Annotated in this window: 17 protein-coding genes and 2 pseudogenes; 10 read left to right on the forward strand and 9 right to left on the reverse strand. The window is 65.4% G+C overall.

The features are described from left to right. Positions 1 to 534, forward strand: a pseudogene (locus tag E2I15_RS08385) (hypothetical protein); the annotation flags it as partial. A 74-nt stretch (positions 535 to 608) separates the two neighbouring features. Here E2I15_RS08385 and E2I15_RS08390 read toward each other — a convergent pair. Beyond that, positions 609 to 1,238: a L,D-transpeptidase gene (locus tag E2I15_RS08390; RefSeq protein ID WP_155262278.1), complete on the reverse strand. Its 630-nt coding sequence runs from the start codon at positions 1,236 to 1,238 to the stop codon at positions 609 to 611. Positions 1,239 to 1,413: 175 nt separating this feature from the next. Here E2I15_RS08390 and E2I15_RS08395 point away from each other — a divergent pair, with 175 nt between their 5' ends. Further along, a complete protein-coding gene (locus tag E2I15_RS08395) occupies positions 1,414 to 1,797 on the forward strand; it encodes a hypothetical protein (RefSeq protein WP_137482710.1) in 384 nt (127 codons plus the stop codon). Positions 1,798 to 1,807: 10 nt separating this feature from the next. Here the strand turns inward: E2I15_RS08395 and E2I15_RS08400 are convergent, their stop codons facing one another. Both E2I15_RS08400 and E2I15_RS08405 read right to left on the reverse strand, forming a co-directional pair. Beyond that, positions 1,808 to 2,590, reverse strand: a complete 783-nt coding sequence (locus E2I15_RS08400) for an SDR family NAD(P)-dependent oxidoreductase (protein ID WP_137482711.1) — start codon at positions 2,588 to 2,590, stop codon at positions 1,808 to 1,810. A gap of 32 nt (positions 2,591 to 2,622) precedes the next feature. Beyond that, positions 2,623 to 3,213 (reverse strand): NADPH-dependent FMN reductase, encoded by a 591-nt coding sequence (locus tag E2I15_RS08405; RefSeq protein ID WP_137482712.1) that lies wholly within the window; start codon positions 3,211 to 3,213, stop codon positions 2,623 to 2,625. Positions 3,214 to 3,402: 189 nt separating this feature from the next. On the opposite strand from E2I15_RS08405, the gene E2I15_RS08410 reads away from it, so the two are divergent. Next, a complete protein-coding gene (locus E2I15_RS08410; protein WP_137482713.1) occupies positions 3,403 to 3,654 on the forward strand; it encodes a hypothetical protein in 252 nt (83 codons plus the stop codon). A 165-nt stretch (positions 3,655 to 3,819) separates the two neighbouring features. Further along, entirely contained in the window at positions 3,820 to 5,901 is a 2,082-nt protein-coding gene (locus tag E2I15_RS08415; RefSeq protein WP_137482714.1) for a methyl-accepting chemotaxis protein, read from the forward strand. A 45-nt stretch (positions 5,902 to 5,946) separates the two neighbouring features. Here E2I15_RS08415 and E2I15_RS08420 read toward each other — a convergent pair whose 3' ends face one another. Next, complete coding sequence (locus E2I15_RS08420; protein ID WP_137482715.1) at positions 5,947 to 7,110, reverse strand: acyl-CoA dehydrogenase family protein; 1,164 nt, start codon at positions 7,108 to 7,110, stop codon at positions 5,947 to 5,949. A gap of 234 nt (positions 7,111 to 7,344) precedes the next feature. Beyond that, positions 7,345 to 8,022, reverse strand: coding sequence for a nitroreductase (locus E2I15_RS08425; RefSeq protein ID WP_137482716.1), 678 nt, complete (start codon positions 8,020 to 8,022; stop codon positions 7,345 to 7,347). A gap of 151 nt (positions 8,023 to 8,173) precedes the next feature. On the opposite strand from E2I15_RS08425, the gene E2I15_RS08430 reads away from it, so the two are divergent. Beyond that, positions 8,174 to 8,422 carry a hypothetical protein gene (locus E2I15_RS08430; RefSeq protein ID WP_028332303.1) on the forward strand — a complete coding sequence of 83 codons (249 nt, stop codon included), beginning with the start codon at positions 8,174 to 8,176 and terminating at the stop codon, positions 8,420 to 8,422. Between the two features lie 112 nt (positions 8,423 to 8,534). On the opposite strand, the gene E2I15_RS08435 is transcribed toward E2I15_RS08430, so the two are convergent. Together E2I15_RS08435 and E2I15_RS08440 are read right to left on the reverse strand one after the other, a co-directional pair. Next, the gene (locus E2I15_RS08435) at positions 8,535 to 8,780 is read right to left on the reverse strand and encodes a PilZ domain-containing protein (RefSeq protein WP_026192700.1); all 246 of its coding nucleotides are present in this window, start codon (positions 8,778 to 8,780) and stop codon (positions 8,535 to 8,537) included. Between the two features lie 70 nt (positions 8,781 to 8,850). Further along, the gene (locus E2I15_RS08440; protein ID WP_246668339.1) at positions 8,851 to 9,819 is read right to left on the reverse strand and encodes an AraC family transcriptional regulator; all 969 of its coding nucleotides are present in this window, start codon (positions 9,817 to 9,819) and stop codon (positions 8,851 to 8,853) included. A 312-nt stretch (positions 9,820 to 10,131) separates the two neighbouring features. Here E2I15_RS08440 and E2I15_RS08445 point away from each other — a divergent pair, with 312 nt between their 5' ends. The 3 genes and pseudogenes from E2I15_RS08445 to E2I15_RS08455 all read left to right on the forward strand — a co-directional run bounded on the left by E2I15_RS08445 (position 10,132) and on the right by E2I15_RS08455 (position 11,476). Continuing rightward, positions 10,132 to 10,926 carry a DUF2336 domain-containing protein gene (locus E2I15_RS08445; protein WP_137482717.1) on the forward strand — a complete coding sequence of 265 codons (795 nt, stop codon included), beginning with the start codon at positions 10,132 to 10,134 and terminating at the stop codon, positions 10,924 to 10,926. Between the two features lie 4 nt (positions 10,927 to 10,930). Beyond that, positions 10,931 to 11,232: pseudogene (locus tag E2I15_RS08450) on the forward strand (PilZ domain-containing protein). Positions 11,233 to 11,284: 52 nt separating this feature from the next. Next, complete coding sequence (locus E2I15_RS08455) at positions 11,285 to 11,476, forward strand: hypothetical protein (RefSeq protein ID WP_137482718.1); 192 nt, start codon at positions 11,285 to 11,287, stop codon at positions 11,474 to 11,476. Between the two features lie 28 nt (positions 11,477 to 11,504). Here E2I15_RS08455 and E2I15_RS08460 read toward each other — a convergent pair whose 3' ends face one another. Then, positions 11,505 to 12,380, reverse strand: coding sequence for an MBL fold metallo-hydrolase (locus E2I15_RS08460; protein WP_137482719.1), 876 nt, complete (start codon positions 12,378 to 12,380; stop codon positions 11,505 to 11,507). A 202-nt stretch (positions 12,381 to 12,582) separates the two neighbouring features. Here E2I15_RS08460 and E2I15_RS08465 point away from each other — a divergent pair, with 202 nt between their 5' ends. Both E2I15_RS08465 and E2I15_RS08470 read left to right on the forward strand, forming a co-directional pair. Further along, positions 12,583 to 13,557, forward strand: a complete 975-nt coding sequence (locus E2I15_RS08465; RefSeq protein WP_137482720.1) for a glycerophosphodiester phosphodiesterase family protein — start codon at positions 12,583 to 12,585, stop codon at positions 13,555 to 13,557. A gap of 79 nt (positions 13,558 to 13,636) precedes the next feature. Beyond that, positions 13,637 to 14,269, forward strand: coding sequence for a DapH/DapD/GlmU-related protein (locus E2I15_RS08470; protein WP_137482721.1), 633 nt, complete (start codon positions 13,637 to 13,639; stop codon positions 14,267 to 14,269). 1 nt (position 14,270) lies between these two features. Here E2I15_RS08470 and E2I15_RS08475 read toward each other — a convergent pair whose 3' ends face one another. Further along, complete coding sequence (locus E2I15_RS08475; protein ID WP_137482722.1) at positions 14,271 to 15,893, reverse strand: ABC-F family ATP-binding cassette domain-containing protein; 1,623 nt, start codon at positions 15,891 to 15,893, stop codon at positions 14,271 to 14,273. Between the last annotated feature and the right edge of the window lie 38 nt (positions 15,894 to 15,931).

Raw genomic sequence — 15,931 nt, forward strand, 5'->3', positions numbered from 1 at the left:
GCGGCCGCACCGGCCGCAGCCGCGCCCGCCCCCGCCGCAGCACCGACTGCCGCGGCCGCTCCGGTCGCAGCGGCCGCTCCGGTCGCAGCTAGTGTCCCGGTGGCGCCTGCAACGGCACCCGACCAGACGCAGTTGCTGCAATCGATGGCCCGCGATCTCGCGTCGATGGGACAGCAGATCGAGCAGCTGAAGACCAGCATCGATCAGCTCAAGGCCAGCCAGGATCAGTTGGCACAGCGCGTCGCGAAGACCGACACCAGGGCCATCGAGCCGCGGCCGGTCGCTCCGCCGCGCCCGCGCGCCGCGGTCACGCCACAGGCGGCGCCGCATGCCGCCGTTGCGCCGCCACCGATGCGCCGTCCGGCGCAGGCCTACATCCCGCCGCCTCCGCCGCCCACATCAGCAGCACCGCTGCCGGCTCCCGCCGCCGCCCCGCAGGCGGTTGCGGCACCGCGGCCGGTGCAGCAGCAGTCCTCGGTTGTTGACGCGGATGACGGCGGCCCGGTGGTTCGGCCGCCGATGCCGCTGCGCTGAAGCCTGACTGATCGGTAAAAAGCGTGCGGCCGACCGCGATGACGCGATCGGCCGCACTGCGCTTCGTATTCGAATTACGCGCTCTGTCCCGGCGGCAGCACGACCACGGTCGCGCCCGGCTTGACCCGCTGATAGAGGTCGATCACGTCGCCATTGGTCATGCGAATGCAGCCCGACGAGATCGCCTGCCCGATATATTCGGGCTGATTGGTGCCATGGATGCGATACAGCGTGTCCTTGTTGCCCTGGTACAGGTAGATGCCCCGGGCGCCGAGCGGATTGGCCGGTCCACCGGCGACACGCTTCGGATACGGCCCGAGCCGCTCCTGGATATCCTGGGTCGGAACCCAGTCCGGCCATTCGGCCAGGCGGCCGACGGTGGCAACACCGGAGAAGGCCATCGCCTCCTCGCCGACGGCGACGCCGTAACGGATCGCCTTGCCGCCGGGCAGCACGTAATAGAGGTAGCGCGCGTCGGTATCGACCAGGATCGAACCCGGCTGCTCCCGACGGGTGTACTCGACAATGTGCCGCTGGAACTGCTGCGGGATCTTGGCGTCCGCATAGGGCGGATGCGCCAGCAATTGCCGATCGCGCGGCGTCATCGCGACATCCGTCGCCGGCGACAGCGTCGCCTGCATGCAGCCGCCAAGCGCAAGCGATCCCACCAGCACCGCAGCAAGCCCCAACTTTGACACGATCATTCTCCCCTGCGTCAACTTGTGCCACATGCTGCCGAAATCGTGCTGAAATCGTGGCAGCGCAGGTTGGAACACGTCTGTTTGATCGGTTCTTTCCGTGAGTGTGTCCTGGCGGTTGCACTCGGTTCCCTTGGACGCTAGCCTCACAAAAAACGTCCAAAACCTCCGGAGGAAATTGATGCGTTACGCTCTGCTGATCGGCGGCCTGATTGTCGCGGCAACCCCGGCCCATGCCGATCCGCGCTCGGCCTATGTCACGATGGTGCTGCAGGCCTTTGCCGCCAAGGTCGAGTGCCCCGGCACCGATCTGGTCTATCAGGACCTCGTGCAGCGGGCGCAGGACATGCATCTGCCCGACGGCACCACCGAGAAGGTGCGCAAGGCGATCGCCTTCATGCATACCGGCGGCAAGATGGGCGAGAAGCAGGCCGACGACCTGATGACCGAAGTCGCGATCGCAACCCAGACCACCGACCTCGATCAGCGCCGCGCCGGCAGCATGACGACCTGGTGCCAGGACCAGAAGACGCGGCTTGCGGGCTACATCAGGACCAAGGAGTAAGCTCCAATCTTCAATCGAGCTCCGGCGGCGCGAACCAGTTGGTCAGCGACAGGCCGCCGTCGACCACGATCGATGCGCCGGTGACGTAACCGGAGAGCTTGTGCGAGAGCACGGCGAGCGCCATCGGCGCGAGATCGTCCGCCTGGCCAAGCCGTCCGAGCGGAATGTGCTTTGCCAGCGCGGGATCGGCAACGAAGCCGCCGGCCGCGATCGCGCCGGGCACCAGCGCATTGACGCGGATGCCATAGCGGCCCCAGCTCTTGGCAAGCTCCTTCACCAGCATCGCCATGCCGGCCTTCGCGGTCGAGTAATGTGGCAGGTTACGCGGCGTGCCGGCATGCAGCGAGGTGAGCAGCAGGAACGAGCCCGGCGTCTTCGATGCGATCAGCTTACGCGCCAGTTCGCGCGACAGATGAAAGCCGGCATCGAGATTGACCGCATGCATCTGCCGCCAGGTCTCTTCATCGACGGCCGTCGCATGATCGGCTTCGCGGCGCGGCGGCGAAGCGCTGTGAACGAAATGGGTCACCTGCCCGAGCGTGGCGTGCGCATGCGCCAGCAGGGCGTCGCACGCCGCGCGCTGCGCGAGATCGCCGACCCAGCCGACCGCGAGCTCGGGACGCGGCGCGGCCTTGATCGCCGCCAGAACCCTGTCCTCATGCAGATCGGCGAACACCGTCCGCACACCTTCGCCGGCCAGGGCCTGCGCAATGGCGCGGCCGATGCCGTTGCCCGCGCCGGTCACCAGGGCCGTCTCGCGCGCGGGATCGAACGGCGATGCGAAGATGCTCATGATCACTGACTCCCGGATTGGTAGACCTGCGCTCAGTAAGGCGGCGCCTTGCGCGCCCGCTGTGCCTTGGCGGCTTCGATCCACCAGGAAAAATCGTCGGCAAAGCGCGGAAAGGCGCGTTCGAGCGCCTTGCCGCCCTCGCCGATCGGCTTACCCTCGACCGACAGCGTCTGCGCGATGGGCCCCGCACCGATCGTGCTCGATATCACCACCATGCCCATCTCGGACAGCGTGCCGTGCCAGGCGGTCGCGGCGCGGACGCCGGCGAACCGCCCGGCCGAATAGCTTGCGATCGCCGCGGGACGCCAGAACCATTCCTCGAGGAAATGGTCGGTCAGGTTCTTCAGCCCGGGCTGGATGCCCCAATTGTACTCGCCGGTGACGAACAGGAAGCCGTCGGCGTCGCGGATTTTTCCTGCGAGCGTTTCGAGCACGGCCGGTGCCTGCCCCTTGGGATGTTCCTTGTACATCCGGTCGAGCATCGGCAGGCCGACCCCCTTGGCATCGATCAACTCGACATCGTTGCCGCGCGCACGAAGGCCGTCGACGACGAAGTGTGCCAGCCGGATGCCCATGCGATCCGAGCGATAGGAGCCGTAGAACACGAGAATGCGGTGGGTCATGATAGGTCGATCCTAGCACGGTGCGGCAGCAGCGTCCTGCGGCGCGGCGCGCCGCCGCGCACAAGTGTTAACCGGCCTTCCGGCTCGTTTCGCCGGCATTAAGCAATTCGTCGCAGGCCCTTCGCCGTGGCCAAAAATCGCCAGATTTCTTTTCTGGATATGTTTTCGCTTCGAGAAGGAGGAACCGACATGCGGATCGCAAAGCTGGTTTTCGCAGGCTCGCTCGCAGCCATCGCTGCCGTTGCCACGCCTGCGCTGGCGAAGAGCACCGAGCGGCAGAAGGCCGACGAAAAATCCACCACCACTACTTCGTCCGGCTGCCAGGCCTACCAGCAGGCCGCCGATGGCACCTGGAACCAGCTCCCCTGCGGCGAAGCGGGCTCGAACGGCGCCACCCAACACCGCCCCGCGACCAAGGGCGCTGACGACGACGAGCACTGACGTGTCACGCCCTGCCGCCACGCGCGGCCGGGCGACGCGGCGCCTTCGACTTTCGGACCAAACGGCCGGGACCGTTGCGGCGGCTCCCGCATCATAAACCCAAGCTTAATGCACGCCCGCTACGGTTGAGGCCTCCCCTCTCTCGTCAAGAATGGCGCGCATCCCATGAAAATCGGTACTCTCCTGACGGCCGCGATCGTCTCACTGTCCGCGGTCGGCGGCGGACTGGCGGCCTATGTCGCGGTGACCAAGTACCAGACCATGGACAAGGTCTCGACAGCGCAGAGCCGGCTCGAAATCGTCCGCGCCGTCGGCGACATCCCGCGCTACATGAACTCCGAGCGCGGCATGTCCACCAACCTCTTGTTTAGCACCGGCGCGATCGACCAGAAGCAGATCGCCGATCTCGACAAGCTGCGCAAGCTGACCGACGGCGCGCTTGCCAAGGTCAATCAGGTCCGCGCCACGCTGCCCGGCTCGCTCGACGACGGCGAATCGGTTGCGAGCGCGATCGATGCGCTGAAGGCCAAGTTCGCCGCGCTCCGCGACGCGATCGAGAAGGCGATCGCAGGTCCGGTCGACGCCCGCCGCCCGGCGGCAACCAAGATCGTCGCCGACAACTCCGTCCTCAACGCCGGCGTCACCGTGCTGCTCGACGAGCAGGTGCGCCGCCTCGCCGGCCTTGACGGCAACGCCTACCGCCAGGCCAGCTACGCCAATGTCGCCTGGACGCTGCGCGACACCGGCGGCCTCAATGCCAGCCTGCACAAGGCGCTGGTCGGCGCCAAGCGCGTCGCGACCGAACAGGAAAAGCTGGAGCTGTTCCGCAGCACCGGCCGCACCGAGCAGATCCTCTCGACACTGCAGGAGTTGCGCAACAATCCGGCGACATCAGCCAACGTCCTGACGGCGCTGGGCAAGATGCAGGCCGACTATGTCGAGCGTTTCGGCAAGGCCCTGAAGCTCGCCAAGGAAGGCGCGATCTCCGGCAAGTATGAGCAGGACGTCGAGGCTTATTATGCCGAATCCCAGATCGGCCTCGCCTCCATCATCACCGTGCGCGACGCATTCTACGAGAATGCCGAGCAAGGCCTTGCGAGCGCCTATTCGTCGGCGCGCTTCAGCTTCGTGGTCGCGCTGATCGGGCTGCTCGCGGTCGTTGCCGTCAGCGCCGGCTTGATCGTCATGGTCCGCCGTCGCATCCTCAACCCGATCGCCGCCCTCACCGGCCGGATGTCGCGCCTTGCCGCGGGTGAAGTCGCCGAGCCGATCCCGGGCGCCGCGCGCAAGGACGAGATCGGCGCAATGGCCGCCGCCGTGCAGGTGTTCAAGGACAACAAGATTGAAGCCGATCGCCTCGCTGCCGAGAAGGAAGCCGAGAACGACGTCAAGATGCGCCGCGCCCGCGTGCTCGACGACCTCACCCGCACCTTCGAAGCCAAGGTCACCGAGCTGGTCGGCGGATTGTCCGCGGCATCCTCGGTGATGGAGGAGACGGCGCAATCGATGTCGGACACCGCCGCCGCCACCAACCGCCAGGCCGCCGTCGTGGCCGCGGCATCCGATCAGACCTCGACCAACGTGCAGACGGTGGCGAGCGCCACCGAGGAGCTGACCTCCTCGATCTCGGAGATCGCCCGTCAGGTCGCGACCTCGACCGAGATCGCCGCGCGCGCGGTCGACCATGCCCGGCGCACCGGCGACACCGCGCGCTCGCTGGCCGAAGGGGCGCAGAAGATCGGCGACGTCGTGACGCTGATCCAGAGCATCGCGGCACAGACCAACCTGCTCGCGCTCAATGCCACCATCGAGGCGGCCCGCGCCGGCGAGGCCGGCCGCGGCTTTGCCGTGGTCGCGTCCGAGGTGAAGTCGCTGGCCGGCCAGACCGCGAAGGCAACCACGGAGATCTCCGAGCAGATCACCGCGATCCAGACCGCGAGCGACGAGACCGTGACGGCGATCCGCAGCGTCATCGACGTCATCACCGAGATCGACCAGATCGGCACCGCGATTGCCGCCGCGATCGAGGAACAGGGCTCGGCGACCAAGGAGATCTCGCGCAGCGTTCAGGAAGCCGCGCGCGGCACGCAGGAGGTCAATTCCAACATCTCCGGCGTGCAGCGCGCCGCCGACGACACCGGCGGCGCCGCGAACCAGGTGCTGGGCGCGGCCGAACAGCTCTCGACGCAGTCCAAGGACCTCGCCGGCCAGGTCAACCGCTTCCTGTCCGACGTGCGGGCGGCCTGAGGTGATGGCGGGCCACGGCCCCGCCCGTCACCGCTGGCGAACCGTCTAGCCGCCGCGCAACCCGAGCACGCGGCGGGCAATCGCCTGGCGATGCACCTCGCTCGGGCCTTCGTACACCCGCATCAGGCGCGCCTTCTGCCACAGCGCGTTGAGCGGCAATTCCAGCGTCACGCCGAGCGCGCCGAGCGTCTGCATGGCGTGGTCGCAGGCGTCATAGGCCATCTCGGTCGCGAACACCTTGATCATCGAGGCCTCGTGGCGGATGTCCTCGCCGCGGTCGGTCTTGTCGGCGGCCTCCCGCACCATCAACCGGCAGGCATGCATGCGCGTGGAGATGTCGGCGATCCACCACTGGATCGCCTGGCGCTCGGCAAGCTTGACGCCGAACGTCTCGCGCTGTTTGGCGTGCTCGCACATCATGTCGAGCGCACGCTTGGTGATGCCGACGCAGGTCGATCCCATCTCGAGCCGCCGCGTGCGCAGCCGCAGCTGCATCGGCGCGTAGCCCTTGCCGACCTCGCCCAGCACGGAATCCTTCGGGATGCGGCAATCCTCGAATACGATCTCGTAGGTCGAGCCGCCGCCGACCATCGGAATCTCGCGCTCGATGATGAAGCCCGCCGTGCCCTTCTCGACGATGAAGGAGGTGATGCCGCCCTGGCGCTGATCGTTGCCGACCCGCGCCATCACGATGATGAAGTCGGCGGCGCGCGCATTGCTGATCCAGATCTTGCGGCCGTTGAGCACCCACTGTTCGCCTTCGAGCACCGCGCGCGTCTTCATGCCCGCGGGATCGCCGCCGGCGCCGGGCTCGGAGATCGCGATCGCCGATGCCATCCGGCCCTCGATATAGGGCTGCAGATATTTCTTCTTCTGCGCATCGGTACCGACCGCCTGCAGCATGCGCAGGTTCGGCGAGTCCGGCGGCAGCACGAACGGCACGCAGCTGCGGCCAAGTTCTTCGTGCACCGCAGCCATCGTGCGCGTCGGCAGGTCGTGGCCACCGAGATCCTCGGGCGCATCGAGGCCCCAGAGGCCGAGCTCTTTCGAGACGTCGCGCAGCCGCTTGCGCTGTTCCGACGTGAGCTCGGGATGACCGCTGCCGGGCAGCTTCGATTTCAGATAATGCGGCTCGAGCGGGATCAGTTCGCGGTCGACGAATCTCGCGACGGTCTCGCGGATCATGGCTGTCTGTTCGTCATCGCTCATCTGAAATTCCTCGCCTAACGCTGTTGGATTTCAAAAACCAGTAGCGCATTTCTTGTCGGCGGGAATAGCGGAAACGCTCAGCCGCGCTCACGCTCGCGCGATGGTTTCACGGCGCGGAATTCAATATCCCGCAGCATGGTCAGCGCGTACGCAATGCGCGGGACGCGCCCGTGCATCGCGCAGCCGATCGCGCCGCACGAGGTTGTTGTCCCTGAGCAAGCGATCGACGCCGCGCTAATCGGCAAAGCCGACGTAGCGGACAAAATCGTCGTTGGCCTCGCGGTCGGAGCGCACCGCATTGGCGGCAAAGCTGTCGTCCGGATAGCCCATCGCGACGCAGGTCATGATCACCTCGTCTTCCGGGATGTCGGCGACCTCGCGCACGATGTCGGAGCGCATGATGCCCTGGCCGTTGATCACGCTGCCAAGGCCGCGATCCCAGGCCGCCAGCACGATGCCGTAGCAGAGCGCGCCGAGATCGAAATGGCAGACCGCGCCGGGATCGAGGATCCGGTCGTAGGTCAGGACCAGCGACACCGGAGCATCGAACTGGCGGAAGCCGCGCAGCACCCAATCCTGCCGCATCGGCTTGTCGTCGCGGGCGATCCCCATCGCGCCGAACAGCTTCTTGGCGATGTCGACCTGGCGGCCGCGGTGCACGCCCTGGTACTCGCCATGGCTGACGATGTCGCGCTTCACCTTGGCGCCGGCGACCATCTCTTCCATGTTGCGGCGGCGCACTTCCTCCAGCGGCGCCCCGGTCAGGACGTGGACGTGCCAGGGCTGGGTGTTCATCGAGGACGGTGCACGTTTGGCCACCTCGATGATCTCCTCGACCGTTGCCCGCGACACCGGCTGCTTCTTGAACCCGCGGACGCTTTTGCGTGTCTGTACCAGCGTCTCGAAATCCATTCCGCGCTTCCCCGATTTTGTTCCGCGCTGCACGCGGAAATTTCCTTGATCTGATCGGGGTATTTTATCGACAAAATCGGCCATGGGAACTTGATCGGGTCAAGAATCCCGTATCCAATCCGGCCACTGGTTTGGTTTAGGGAGAACCCAGATGAAGCGGATTTTCTTGGCGGCCGTGATCGCGACCTTTGCCGCCGGTTCGGCATTTGCACAGGACGCCTCCTGCGAGACGAAAGCGGTCGGCAAGGACGGCAAGCCGCTGGCCGGCGCGGCCAAGACCTCGTTCATGAAGAAGTGCACCACGGATGCCTGCGAGAGCAAGGCGGTCGGCTCCGACGGCAAGAAGCTCGCCGGCGCGGCCAAAACTTCGTTCATGAAGAAGTGCCAGAGCGGCGCCTGAGCCCATCGCCGACGCCTTTTCACCCCTCGTCGGGACAGACTTCAATCGGGCCAAACCATCGGGTCGCGCAGGGCGCGGCCCGAACGGCTATTGATCGGTACGCTTCAGGCCCTCAGAACGAGACGCCGACCCGCACGCCCCTGCTCCAGACCCGCCGACAACGCTTCCGGGTATTGCCGTGAAACATTTCGAAACGTTCGGGCAGCTGGATCGGCTTGGCAAATTCCAGGCAGGCCCCGCCGGCGGAATAGTCCACCAGCCGGCATTCGATCAGCGGCGCCTTCGGTTCAAGCTGGAGCTTGACCACACTGGACACGCATCCGCTCGGACGAACACGCGCAAATCTCCGGGGATGCATCAGGCCGCCTCAGGTGAAATCGTACCCACAGGCTCGTCGGCGGCCGTTAAGATTCCGTTCAGATCGATGGTTACTCACCGTGCCTGCGGGGCGGATCGGCGCGGGTGACGCCCGGACGGCGCGAGGCGGCCAGCGTCTCCGACGGCGCTTCCCCGAACTGCGACCGATAGCTGCGCGAGAAATCGCTCAAGTGCCAAAATCCGTAGGCCAGCGCGCATGTCTTGACGCTAGGCGCACCGGCAAGCAGTTGCTGGCGCACCAGCCAGAGTCGGCGCAACCGCAAATAGCGATGCAGGCTGACACCCCGGTAGCGCTGGACGGCGTCATGCAGCGTGCGCACCGACACGCCGATCTGCCTGGCGAGTTCGCCGCTGTAGATCGGGTGCGCCACGTCGCCTGCCAGAATTGCGCGCGCGTCGTTGAAGATCTTGAACTGGCGCGTCGTGTTGGCCCGCATCGCCCACTTGGCCGGCACGATCTCGGCGAAGGCGTTGTCGATCGCCGCAAGTAGCGTCTCCTTGATCGACTCGCCGCTAGCGAACTGGGCATCATCGCTCGGCTGCGACGTCACGAGCAGGATGTGCCTTACCACTTCACGCAGCCGATCCTGCGCGCGTTGAGAAACTTCGTGAATGCTGAACTGAAGACCCGCCTGCGGCCAGCCGCGGTCGACAATCTCCGGCGTAAACATCACCGAGGCATATTGCCGGGGCGTCTCCTCCACCGACGAGTAGAACGCGCCGCCGCCACCGAGCACGATGACCGCGCGATCGCGCTCAACACCGTTGAAGCGGATCGGAACCCCGTCATCCATCGTGAAGCCGACCGCGGTGGTGTGCGGCGCAAGCTGCGCGTCGACGATCCGCGGAAAGGACTGCGTGTAGTTGAGCTCGCATCCCGGCAAACTCAGGATGATCTGCTCGGCCGAAATCTTCCGCGCGAGTGGCGTGAAATCGACATCCAGATTTCGGATCGAACTCCGGAATGCATCGACATCGTCAAAACGAAAGACTCTCGGCACCGGCAATGGCGCCGTCAAATGACCGCTCCTGTGAAATGCTCTTGAAAAATTGCGCGCGACGCGGCGCCTTGCGCGCCGGCCTCATCAATAACTTCCATGCACAAAATGCGAATCGTCCAATAAGTTCAATCAGGAAAAATGCGGTCCGTTCGTCGAACCGGACAATCCGGCAATGTAACGCGGCTGCCGAATTTCGATAGTCTTTGGCGGGATATCCACCGCCGAGATCGGCCCTCCCCATCAATTTCTATACCCCTATTAAAGATTCGAGGAGCAGATTGGCATCGGGAACGATGATGTTCCTCGTCGCGGACCATTTTAGAGACCGCAATGACAGTTATTGCCTCGCCCGATCTTATTGCCAAGCTCGACCACGTCTTGAGAGCCGGTTCCCCAGACCTCCGCACGCGCATGCTGCAGGAGGTGGCCGGGCTGTTTCTCGACGACGCTCACCGCCTCAGCGACCACCACGTCAAGCTGTTCGACGACATCCTGGTCCGCCTGATCGAGAGCGTCGAGCTGCGGGCCCTGACCACGCTCAGTCGCTCGCTTGCCGATTTGCGCCTGGTGCCGCGGGAACTCGCGCGCCGTCTGGCCAACCATGACGACGCCGATGTCGCGGCTCCGATCCTGCGCAAATGCGAGTGCCTCCCAGATGCCGACCTGATCGACATCGCCTGGATGCGGGCCGAGGGACACCTCTGCGCGATCGCAGGACGCAAGACCGTCAATGCGGAGCTCACGGACATTCTCTTGATGCGAGGCGACTGCAGCGTGCTTCGAGTCCTCGCGCGCAATCCCGGCGCCGATCTGACCAGCGCGGGCCTCGCCATGATGGTCGATGCCGCCGAGCGCGACGACGACATCGCCGACGGATTGATCTCGCGCAAGGATCTGCCTCGCCGCGTTCTCGCCGACCTCGTGATGCGGTCCACGCCGCGCCGGCAGGCCCGGCTGCTCAAGCTTGCGCGGGCCGATCTTCAGGACACGATCCGCGCCGCCATCGATGCCGGCGCAGCCCGCGCCTCCGCAATCCCGCCAGCCACCATCGACGATGCGGAGGCGCGGGCCACGGTGACGACGCAGCGCTCTCAGGCGGGAAGCGCTCTCAGGTCGTGTGAGTGATGCAATGACATATGGTGACCGCAGGGCGGAACGCGTACGCTCGAGACGCGCTATCCCGTCAACCTCATGGGTGTCGACGGCACGTGGCGGCGGAGTTGCATCCTGCTCGACGTCTCGCAGAGCGGGGCCCGGCTCGAGGTCGACGGAACGCTCGATGTGCTGAAGGCCCAGGAGTTCTTCCTGGTGCTGTCCTCGCGCGGACTGGCCTTCCGCCGCTGCGAGCTGGTTCGCGTCGACGGCGCCGAGATCGGCGTGCGATTCATCGAAGAGCGAAGGCGAAAGGGACGTCCCGTCATTCCGAGATAGGAATTGCCGAAATGAGGATTGGCGGCGTCAGGCCTGAAGGGACGTTGACGACATGAGCGTGCAGAGAGCGACCAACATCGCGGTATCGACCGCCTCCGCCGCGCCGTTGCGCGGTACCATCGAGATCGACTGCTCCGGCACCGTCGCGACGTTTGCGATCGACGAGGAAATGGCGCATCGCCTGTGCGCCGATCTGGAACGGTTTCTGACCCAGGCTCAGCACAAGACCCGCGCAGCACGCTGACCTTGACCTGCTGACGACCGCGCCGCGCCTACTCCCGCTTGAAGCGATAGTCGAAGCGATCGCCATCCGCCCTGATCAGGCCGACCGTCGGGGTTGGAAAATGGATCGGCAGGATCAGCGTGTCGGTTTCGGCAACGGAGGCAAAGAACTTCCGCCGCGATACCGCCGACTGCTTCGGGTCCCAGTCGGGCTTGGCCGACCATTCCGGCTCGCGGCACTGGATCGCATGGTGCATCAGATCGCCCGCGACCACCGCGCGCTGGCCCTTCGAGAAGATGTTGACGCAGCAATGGCAGGGCGAATGGCCGGGCGTCGGCGTCAGCGTCACGGTGTCGTCAAGCGCATAATCGTCATCGACCAGGAGCGCCTGCCCGGCCTCGACGATCGGCAGGCAATTGTCGCGGAACACCGTGCCGGGCGGATTGGCGCCCTTGGCGCTCTCGGCCTCCCAGGCCGCATACTCGCCCTTGTGGAAGACGTATTTCGCATTCGGGAAGGTCGGCACCCAGCGCCCGTCACGCAGCGTCGTATTCCAGCCGGTGTGGTCGACATGCAGATGGGTGCAGAACACATAGTCGATTTGCTCATAGGAGATGCCGAGCGCAAACAGCTCGTTGCGCCACCGCTCCTTGCCCGGGAAGTCGAACGGCGGCGGATGTCCCTTGTCCTCGCCGGTGCAGGTATCGACCAGGATGGTGTAGCGCGGCGTCCGCACCACGAAGGTCTGATAGGTGATCACCATCATGCCGCGCGCGGCGTCGAAGACCTCCGGCTCCATCGTCTTCAGATGATGCTTGAACACATCGTCGTTGTAGGTCGGGAAGAAATCCTGCGGCCGCCGCCACGGTCCTTCGCGCTCGATCACCGCGTCGATCGTGATGTCGCCGATCCTGATCTGCTTCATGGCTGTTTCGCTCCCACTTTTTTGCGAAGCGTAGCGGGCGGTGCCTGACCCCACAAGCAGAGCGCCGCGCAGCGCGCCATGCGGCTTTGCATTGCTGGCATCGTCTATTCCCGATGCTGACGTGACTGAAACGTTGGGTTGCCGCAAATCGACCAGAAAGCGCCCCTACCCGGGCCGGCGATCCAGCAAGGAACCGAGTCGCTTGGGCAGGAAACTGAAATACGCGGCAGCGGCGATCGTTGCCGTCGCCGCCGGAATTTACCTCAACAACACCAGCCTTCTCGCAACGCATGCCGGCGGCAAGCCGGTGCTGCTCGCCCATCGCGGCATGGCGCAGCGTTTCGACGAGCGCGGTCTCAGGAACGACACCTGCACCGCGGCGCGTATGCTGCCGCCGACACATGACTATCTCGAGAACACGATCCGCTCGATGCGGGCGAGCTTCGATCGCGGCGCCGATATCGTCGAGCTCGACGTCCATCCGACGACCGACGGCGAGTTCGCCGTGTTTCACGACTGGACCGTCGATTGCCGCACCGACGGCCAGGGCGTCACCCGCGAGCAGCCGATGGCGCGACTGAAGATGCTCGATATCGGCTATGGCTACACCGCCGATGGCGGCAAGACCTTTCCGTTCCGCGGCAAGGGCATCGGCCTGATGCCGTCGCTGGACGAGGTGCTGAAGACCTTTCCGGATCGCCGGCTCCTGATCAACGTCAAGAGCCGCGATCCCGCCGAGGGCGAGAAGCTCGCAACGGTCTTGAACCGGCTCCCCACCGAACGGCGCAAGCTGATCATGGTCTATGGCGGCGACCAGCCCATCGAAGCGATCCGGCGTCTTGCGCCGGAGACGCGGACGATCTCGCGCGCGACGATCAAGAGCTGCCTCGTGGGCTATCTCGGCTATGGCTGGACCGGCATCGTGCCTGACGCCTGCCGCAACGCCATCGTGCTGGTGCCGATCAACTACGCGCCCAGGCTCTGGGGCTGGCCGGACCGCTTCCTCAACCGCATGGCCGCGGCCAACAGCGCGGTCTTCGTGCTCGGGCCTTATCAGGGCGGCGAATTCTCGACCGGGGTCGACGATGCCGAGCTATTCCGGCGCCTGCCGAAAAATTATTCCGGCGGAATCTGGACCAACGAAATCGAGACCATCGCCCGGCTCACCGGCCGTTAGACGAGGCCCGCTCCTCTTGTCATCTCGTCGTCATAGAAATCATGCGACTGAAGCGGCTCGTCGCATCGAGGACAACGCTATGAACGCACCGAACTTGACCCGCCCCAAGCTTGCCGAGACCGTCATCGAGCCGACGGTCAAGCTGCGCGAGGTCAAAGTCGGACGTTGCTGCGAAGTGCTCGGCGACACCGCGATCGAATACACCGAGCTCGGCGATTACTCCTACCTCGGCAGCGGCTGCATGGTCGCCGACGCCGTGATCGGCCGCTTCTGCGCGATCGCGGCGCAGGTCCGCATCGGTGCGCCCAATCATCCGGTCGAGCGTCCCTCGCAGCACCGCTTCACCTACTGCCCCGAATATTACTCGGCCTCCGCCGAGCGCGATCACGGCTTCTTCAGCGATCGGCGCGCGGACCGTGTCGTGATCGGAAACGACGTCTGGATCGGCCATGGCGTGATCGTGCTGCCCGGCGTCACCGTCGGAGACGGCGCGGTGCTGGCGGCCGGCGCGGTGGTCTCGCGCGACGTCGCCCCATACACCATCGTCGGCGGCGTGCCGGCCAGGCCGATCAAGGAGCGGTTCAACCGCAAGATCGCCGCCGAGCTGTCGCAGATCGCCTGGTGGAACTGGCCGCCCGAGACCATCTGGGAGCGCCTTGGCGAATTCCAGTCCGGCGACGTCGAGGCGTTCTGCGCGCGGTGGAGAGCTTGAGCTAGCTCCGCAGTCCCGGCGCTTCCTGGCCGGTACGCGCGACATATTCGGTGTAGCCGCCGCCATACTGGTGGATGCCATCAGGCGTCAGCTCCAGCACGCGGTTGGAGAGCGCGGCGAGGAAGTGCCGGTCGTGCGAGACGAACAGCATCGTGCCCTCGAACTCGGCGAGCGCTGATATCAGCATTTCCTTGGTGGCGAGATCGAGATGGTTGGTCGGCTCGTCCAGCACCAGGAAATTCGGCGGATCGAACAGCATCTTGGCCATCACCAGCCGCGCCTTCTCGCCGCCCGACAGCACCCGGCACTTCTTCTCGACATCGTCACCGGAGAAGCCGAAGCAGCCGGCGAGCGCGCGAAGGCTGCCCTGTCCGGCCTGCGGAAACGCGTCCTCCAGCGACTGGAACACGGTGCGCTCGCCGTCGAGCAGGTCCATCGCATGCTGGGCGAAATAGCCCATCTTGACGCTGCCGCCGATCGCGACCGCGCCGTCGTCGGGCTCGGTTGAACCGGCGACCAGCTTCAAGAGCGTCGACTTGCCGGCACCGTTGATGCCCATCACGCACCAGCGCTCCTTGCGACGGATCATGAAGTCGAGGCCGTCATAGATGCGCTTGCTGCCATAGGCCTTGTGCACGTTCTTCAGGCTGACGACGTCCTCGCCCGAGCGCGGCGCCGGCTGGAATTCGAACGCCACGGTCTGCCGCCGCCGCGGCGGTTCGACCCGCTCGATCTTGTCGAGCTTCTTCACCCGGCTCTGCACCTGGGCGGCGTGCGAGGCGCGCGCTTTGAAGCGCTCGATGAACTTGATCTCCTTGGCGAGCATCGCCTGCTGCCGCTCGAACTGCGCCTGCTGCTGCTTGTCGGAGAGCGCGCGCTGCTGTTCGTAGAACTCGTAATTGCCGGAATAGGTGGTGAGCTGGCCGGCGTCGATCTCGACCACCTTGTTGATGATCCGGTTGATGAATTCGCGGTCATGCGAGGTCATCAGCAGCGCGCCCTCGTATCCTTTCAGGAACTGCTCGAGCCAGATCAGGCTTTCGAGATCGAGATGGTTGCTCGGCTCGTCGAGCAGCATGACGTCCGGACGCATCAAGAGGATGCGCGCCAGTGCCACCCGCATCTTCCAGCCGCCGGAGAGTTTACCGACGTCGCCGTCCATCATCTCCTGGCTGAAGCCGAGACCCGCCAGCGCTTCGCGCGCGCGGCCGTCGAGCGCGTAGCCGTCGAGTTCCTCGAATTGATGCTGCACCTCGCCATAGCGCGCGATGATGTCGTCCATCTCGTCGGCCTTGTCGGGGTCGGCCATCGCGGCCTCGAGTTCCCTGAGCTCGGCCGCGACCACGCTGACGGGCCCTGCCCCATCCATCACCTCGGCGACCGCGCTGCGGCCGGACATCTCGCCGACATCCTGGCTGAAATAGCCGATCGAAATGCCGCGATCGAGCGAGACCTGACCCTCGTCCGGGATTTCCCGGCCGGAGATCATCCGGAACAGCGTGGTCTTGCCGGCGCCGTTCGGCCCGACGAGGCCGATCTTCTCGCCCTTCTGGAGCGCCGCGGAGGCTTCGATGAAGAGGATCTGGTGGCCGACTTGCTTGGAGACGTTATCGAGGCGGATCATGATCTAATACTGGGGAACTGAGGGTTTGCGGCCTCTTA

Source organism: Bradyrhizobium sp. BR2003 (assembly GCF_009720285.1).
GTDB classification, from domain to species: Bacteria; Pseudomonadota; Alphaproteobacteria; order Rhizobiales; family Xanthobacteraceae; genus Bradyrhizobium; species Bradyrhizobium elkanii.